Annotated in this window: 6 protein-coding genes; all 6 read left to right on the top strand. The window is 37.8% G+C overall.

Going from position 1 to position 6,547, the window contains the following annotated elements:
• Positions 1-294: GNAT family N-acetyltransferase (locus K9N40_12825; protein MCF7815351.1), on the top strand; the 294-nt coding region annotated here is incomplete at its 5' end.
• Between the two features lie 3 nt (positions 295-297).
• The gene (gene holB, locus K9N40_12820) at positions 298-1,407 is read left to right on the top strand and encodes a DNA polymerase III subunit delta' (protein MCF7815350.1); all 1,110 of its coding nucleotides are present in this window, start codon (positions 298-300) and stop codon (positions 1,405-1,407) included.
• A 244-nt stretch (positions 1,408-1,651) separates the two neighbouring features.
• Positions 1,652-3,352: a glutamine--tRNA ligase/YqeY domain fusion protein gene (locus K9N40_12815; GenBank protein ID MCF7815349.1), complete on the top strand. Its 1,701-nt coding sequence runs from the start codon at positions 1,652-1,654 to the stop codon at positions 3,350-3,352.
• A 199-nt stretch (positions 3,353-3,551) separates the two neighbouring features.
• Positions 3,552-4,235: a response regulator gene (locus tag K9N40_12810; GenBank protein ID MCF7815348.1), complete on the top strand. Its 684-nt coding sequence runs from the start codon at positions 3,552-3,554 to the stop codon at positions 4,233-4,235.
• Between the two features lies 1 nt (position 4,236).
• Positions 4,237-5,556, top strand: a complete 1,320-nt coding sequence (locus K9N40_12805; GenBank protein MCF7815347.1) for a cell wall metabolism sensor histidine kinase WalK — start codon at positions 4,237-4,239, stop codon at positions 5,554-5,556.
• A 1-nt stretch (position 5,557) separates the two neighbouring features.
• Positions 5,558-6,028, top strand: coding sequence for a sigma-70 family RNA polymerase sigma factor (locus K9N40_12800; protein ID MCF7815346.1), 471 nt, complete (start codon positions 5,558-5,560; stop codon positions 6,026-6,028).
• Positions 6,029-6,547: the final 519 nt, after the last annotated feature.

Here is a 6,547-nt window from a genome sequence, read left to right as displayed (position 1 = left end):
GGAATCTTTATCGGCAACAAAAATTACTGGGGAAAAGGATACGGATCCGAAGCTCTTTCCTTACTTTTGGATTATGGTTTCAATATTCTGAATTTGAATAACATTATGCTGGAGACTTTCAGTTTCAATGAAAGGGCTTTAAAAAGTTATAAGAAAGTTGGCTTTAAAGAAATTGGCCGCAGAAGACAGGCAATAATAATGGGCGGGAAGAAATATGATGAAATCCTGCTGGACATTTTAGCAGAAGATTTTGAAAGTCCTTTCATTAAGAAGATAATTGAAGATAAAGGATAAAAAATGTTTCGAAATATTCTGGCACAGGAAAAAGCTATCTCAATACTGGAACACGCAATCGAGAATAACAGAATAGCAAATAGTTATCTGTTTTATGGCCCGGAAGGGGTCGGCAAATTCTCTACAGCTCATCTTTTTGGAATGGCTTTAAATTGTACTTCTACGGCAGAAAAACGACCTTGCGGTATTTGTAATTCCTGTCAGAAATTTTTGAACTTTAATCATGCTGATTTTATCTTTGTTTTTCCAACTCCTAATTTGGATATTTCTTTAGAAGGAAAAATAAAATCCAATAAAATGCTGGAAGAACATAAAGCTTATATTGAAAATAAAAAAAGTGATGCCTGGAAGGAATTTTTCTTTTCAGCAAATACCAATATCAGGATCGGAAGCATACGTTATCTGGAGCACAGAATTTCGCTTTCCCCAAATGAAGGAAAATATAAAGTTTACATCATCGAAGATGCCCATGAAATGACGATCCAGGCAGCAAATGCCTTCCTGAAAACTTTGGAAGAACCACCTTCCGATACCGTAATAATTTTGACGACTTCCAAGCCGAACTCTCTGTTGCCGACCATCTTATCACGTTGTCAGCAAATTCCTTTCCGATCTATTCCCAAAAAAATGATAGAAGATAAACTGGCTGAGAATCCCGACTTAGATGACGTGGAAGCAAAAATGTATGCCAGAATTGCTAACGGCAGCCTGGAAAAAGCTCTGCGTCTGGCAGATGAAGGCAGAATTCAATCCAGAGAAAAAACTCTGGAACTGATCAAAATGGTGTTGGCAAAAGATGATCTGAAATTTATCGAATTTGCAGCTGGATATCGCAGCAGTAAATCTTCCAATATTCTCAGCGAGATCATTTCACACCTCATCATCTGGATTACAGATATTTCTTATTTTCAAAATTATCCCGATGAGATCATCAACCTGGATAAACCTGACCTTCTGGAAGCTTTATATGAAATGAATCCGAATATCGATGATTATGCTACAGATTTCATCGAACATCTGGAAATGATGCAGAAAAAAATTGAAGGACATGTGAATCCTGAACTGATTATAATTAATATTTATAATAAATTAAGTGATTTATTCCGTAAATAAAAGGAGAGATGATAAATTTTGAAATTTGCAACAAACTTCATGACCCCCCTCCCAGTGGAATATCCATAGGATTCCACGGGATAAATTTTATTCCCCCTTGTCAGGGGGAGAATAAGGAAAGTATGCAGATTACTTCTTCCTTATTCGCTCCCTTTGAAGGGAGCTGACCAACACCTAAATGTAACTATACATTTTGATGTTGGTCTGAGGGTTATTAAGTAAAGATAAATAAAAGGAGAATTTGATGAGCAAAATTGAATCAAACGAAAATTTGGAAACAAAGGATTTTATCCGCACGATCATCGATGAAGATCTGAAAAGCGGAAATTATAAAGAAGTTCACACACGCTTTCCACCGGAGCCAAATGGATTGATGCATATCGGTCATGCCAAAGCGATTTTAACTAATTACAATATCGCCAGGGAATATGGTGGGAAGTTCAATTTGAGATTCGATGACACCAACCCGGAAACGGAAGACACAGAATATGTGAACGGAATAATCAAGGACATCGCCTGGCTGGGAGCGGATTGGGAAGACAGATTATTCTTCGCCTCCGATTATTTCGATAAAATGTGTGAATATGCTGTTGAACTGATAAAAAAAGGAAAAGCTTATGTAGACAGCCAATCTGCAGAAGAAATTCGCGAAAATCGTGGAACAATAAAAACACCGGGTAAGAACAGTCCATTTCGTGAACGCAGCATCGAAGAAAACCTGGAACTATTTGAAAAAATGAAGAACGGTGAATTTGAAGACGGCGAACATGTTTTACGTGCTAAAATTGACATGACTTCTCCCAACATGCTGCTGCGTGATCCGCTGATGTATCGTATTCGTCATGCTGAACATCACCGCACCGGCAACAAGTGGTGCATCTATCCATTTTATGACTGGGCACACGGTTTGGAAGATTCCATCGAAGGAATTTCGCATTCTCTTTGTTCTCTGGAATTTCAGGCTCATCGTCCGCTTTATAACTGGTATTTAGAGCAATTGGATGTTTTCCATCCTACCCAGATCGAATTTGCCCGAATGAACATGAATTATACAGTTTTGAGCAAAAGAAAACTTCTCACTTTATTGGAAGAAGGCATCGTTAAAAGCTGGGATGATCCCAGACTTCTTACTTTGAGCGGATTACGTCGTCGCGGAGTTCCACCCGAAGTGATTCAGAACTTTGTGGAAAAAGTAGGCTTATCTAAGGCTCACAACGTGGTAGATTATGCACTTTTAGAATATACGATCCGGGAATATCTGAACAAAACTTCACCCCGCATGATGGCAGTCATTGATCCGCTAAAAGTTGTCATTACAAATCATCCTGAAAATCAGATAGAAGAACTGGAAGCTGTAAACAACCCTGAAGATGAATCTGCCGGAACTCGCCTGGTTCCTTTTGGAAGGGAAATTTACCTGGAAAAAGCTGATTTCATAGAAGAACCACCTAAGAAATTTTTCCGTTTAGCTCCCGGAAGGGAAGTGCGGCTTCGTTATGCTTATTTTATTACCTGTAATGAAGTTATAAAAGATAATGATGGAAATATCGTTGAATTGCATTGTACTTACGATCCTGCTACAAAAGGCGGTAAATCTCCCGACGGCAGAAAAGTGAAAGCAACCTTGCATTGGGTTTCTGCAACTGATGTAGTCGATGCAGAAGTTCGGCTTTATGATAGATTGATTACTGTGGAAGATACGAACGATCTTCCCGAAGGAAAAACTTTCTTGGATTTTATAAATCCTGAATCATTAAAAATCTTGAGAAACTGTAAACTGGAAAAAAACCTGGCAGCAAAAGAAGCCGGTTATCGCTGTCAATTTGAACGTCTGGGATATTTCTGCGTCGATAAAGACAGTACAATGGAAAATCCCGTTTTCAACAGAACTGTTACCCTGCGGGACACCTGGGCAAGACTGCAGAAAAAGAAGAATGGAAAATAAAAAAATAATGTTTAATAATTCTTCAGAAATTTCTACACTTCGATACGTTTCAAATTTTTTCGAAACTACTTAGTATGACATTGGTAAAATGTGAATTCGGAATTGTCATCCTGTCCGTTCTCCGTAGTACTACGAAGGATGAAAGTGATTCAGCGAAAGCTGAATTTTATCGAAGGATAATTGAGAAAAAGGATTTGATATGAAAAAACTCATTGCGATCGTAGATGATGAACCTGATATTCTAAATCTGGTTGCGATCAATCTGAAAAAAGCAGGTTTTGAAAAAAGGCAGTTTGAAATTGCAGATGAACTGCATAAGTTCCTGCAGAAAAAAATTCCTGATCTTATAATTTTAGATTTGATGCTGCCCGATGCAGATGGTTTCGACGTGTGCAAAGAACTGAAAAAAGATGAACATTTTTCATCAATACCAATCATAATGCTTACAGCCAAAGGCGATGAAACCGATCGAGTTCTCGGCTTGGAATTTGGTGCTGATGATTATGTGGTTAAACCTTTTTCTCCCAGAGAATTAGTAGCTCGGGTAAAAGCTGTTCTGCGCCGTGGCAAAGTAAAAGAAGAAGCAAAAAAATCTATCACGATCGGTGGAATATTAAAGCTTGATCTACTCAAATTCAAAGTGCTGGTCGATGATAAAAAAATCGATGTTACACCCACAGAATTCAAACTACTAAAGCTGATGGCAACCCGTATTGGCTGGGTTTTTTCACGCAATCAGATTTTAGATCACCTCTGGGGAAATGACAAGATCGTCGTGGATAGAACTGTAGATGTTCATGTGCGGAATCTGCGAGAAAAACTGGGTGAGGCAGCAAGATTAATCAAAAATGTGCGTGGAGTCGGCTACAAGATAGAAGAATAACATGAATATTTTCAGAAGAGTTTTCAAGAATCTGGCAATTATCTTCGCAAGTTTCACAGTATTTATCTTGCTGATAGATTCGTACCAGCTTGATATTCTCACATTTTTCATCATCACGTTACTTGCTTCTATTATTTGTGTTCTTATCATCTATTTTTATTTAAGATCTATCCTGAAACCAGTAGAAAAAATTACATCTCAAATTGCAAAAATCACTAAAAATGAAGCTGAAGAGCTTTCCGAAATAACTCGCCAGGAATTTGCTGAGACTTTTAGAAATTTGAATATTCTTCTGGAACGCTTGCAGAAATATGAAGAAAAGCTTTCCAAACAAAAAGAAGGATTCAATACGATAATCGAATCGATAAAAGAAGCGATCTGGATACAAAACAAAAAGGGGTTCATCACCATATCCAATCAGAGCTTCAATGATCTGGTGGATCAGCAGCAGGTAAAAGATCAGTATTTCTGGAACGTGATTCGACTGAAAGAACTTTACGAAGTTGCAGATCGAATTTTCAAAAATCCTGACAGCATTACCGAAGATATAAATCTGGAAGACAAGCATTATCTCTGCAGTACATCCTATTCTGCACTAACTGAAGAAACTGTTTTCATCTTGTACGATATTACCGAAATCCGCAAACTGGAAACTATTAAAAAAGATTTTATTTTGAATGTTTCACACGAACTTCGCACTCCTCTCACTTCCATCAAAGGTTACCTGGAAACATTTGAAGAAGAACTCAGCCAGGAGCAGCAGAATTATATAATCGTGATAAAGCGCAATACAGATCGGTTGATTCGCATTGTGAACGATCTTCTTACACTTTCCCGTTTGGAACATGATCGCTCGATCGAATTGGAAAACATCGTTATCGAAGATATGCTGCAAAATCTAAAACACATTTTTGAACATCGAATAAATAGCAAAAAACTCAAATTCATCACGTCAGTTCAAACCGAAAAAAGTTACTTCCAGGCAGATCGTTTCAAGATCGAGCAAGTACTTATCAACCTGATAGATAACGCTATCAAATACACTGAAGAAGGTGAAGTTAAAATAGAAGTTCTGGAAGATAAATCCGATTTCATTCTAAAAATCTCCGATTCAGGAATGGGTATCGAAGAAAAACATCTTTCCCGACTTTTCGAAAGATTTTATGTGGTCGATAAATCTCGTTCCCGCCACATGGGTGGAACTGGTTTGGGTCTTTCCATCGTGAAGCACATCATAAATCTTCACAAAGGTGAGATTGAAGTGGAAAGCGTGAAAGGTGAGGGAACAACTTTTGTGATTACAATTCCGAAAATAATTTGATATGAACAAAGAAAAAATTGTAGTTGAATACCTGCCCTTGGTTCGCAGCATCGCTGCTAAATACAATAAATACGGCGTTCCTCACGAAGACCTGGAGCAGGAAGGCATGATCGGACTTCTGACAGCTGCCGATAAATTTGAGGACGATAAAGGCACAAAATTCAGCACGTATGCCAGCTACTGGATAAAAAAATACATCATAGCAGCTTTGGAAAAAGAAACCAAAACTTCTCTGCATTCCGGTGAATTGAACGAAGAAATAACTCAAGATAAAAAAGCTGTTGAAACACCAAAAACTACCAGAATCGACCTGCCACAAGATATGCCGCAAGAAGAAAAACAAGTTTTAACACTGCTATATGAAAATGAACTGACATTAAAAGAAATTTCCACAGAGATGAATATTTCCCGGGAACGAGTTCGTCAGCTCAAGGAAAAAGGACTACGAAGAATTAGAGCGATGAAGAAGTAGCATTTCAGCCAATGAACATAATTCTTTCAGCGACATTCTTCCATTTCCAAATTGTCTCCCTTTGTAAGGGAGAATTAAAGAGGGTTTTTCTTTTATTCTTTCAGCGAATCAGCTTCTCAGCAAGTTTTGTATCTCGTTCACTCCTGAACGAGGAAAAATTTATCCAAATGAAACACTCATATTTGAGACAAACACGCAAGCAGTTGATGAAAACATTAACCCCCTTGATCCCCCTTGACAGGGGGAAGTGAAAGCAGATTTGAAAGAAAAATAAAAGAAAAGAATTTTCTCTATTAGTTTTAAATCGAAGAAATTCTCCCCTGACAAGGGGAGATGCGGCTTTAGCCGTAGAGGGGTTTAAGCAAAAAGAAAAATTTATTCTAACCCAAGTTTCGGCAAAAAACATCCAAAACCACAAAAATAATGAGCTAAGTGCTTGAAAAATAGAACAAATTCTTCTAAAAATGGCGAAAAAGTGCCCAAAAAATATTTATTGAGAAATGAGTTGACCGGCTGCGA

The organism is Candidatus Cloacimonadota bacterium (assembly GCA_021734245.1).
GTDB lineage: Bacteria > Cloacimonadota > Cloacimonadia > Cloacimonadales > TCS61 > B137-G9.
The sequence above is the reverse complement of the archived record's forward strand: the minus strand, read 5'-3'. Positions and strand labels throughout refer to the sequence as shown.

Excerpts from the sequence above, each read along its gene's own strand:
- holB (MCF7815350.1), top strand. The coding sequence starts at position 298 with ATGTTTCGAAATATTCTGGCACAGGAAAAAGCTATCTCAATACTGGAA.
- K9N40_12815 (MCF7815349.1), top strand. The coding sequence starts at position 1,652 with ATGAGCAAAATTGAATCAAACGAAAATTTGGAAACAAAGGATTTTATC.
- K9N40_12810 (MCF7815348.1), top strand. The coding sequence starts at position 3,552 with ATGAAAAAACTCATTGCGATCGTAGATGATGAACCTGATATTCTAAAT.
- K9N40_12805 (MCF7815347.1), top strand. The coding sequence starts at position 4,237 with ATGAATATTTTCAGAAGAGTTTTCAAGAATCTGGCAATTATCTTCGCA.
- K9N40_12800 (MCF7815346.1), top strand. The coding sequence starts at position 5,558 with ATGAACAAAGAAAAAATTGTAGTTGAATACCTGCCCTTGGTTCGCAGC.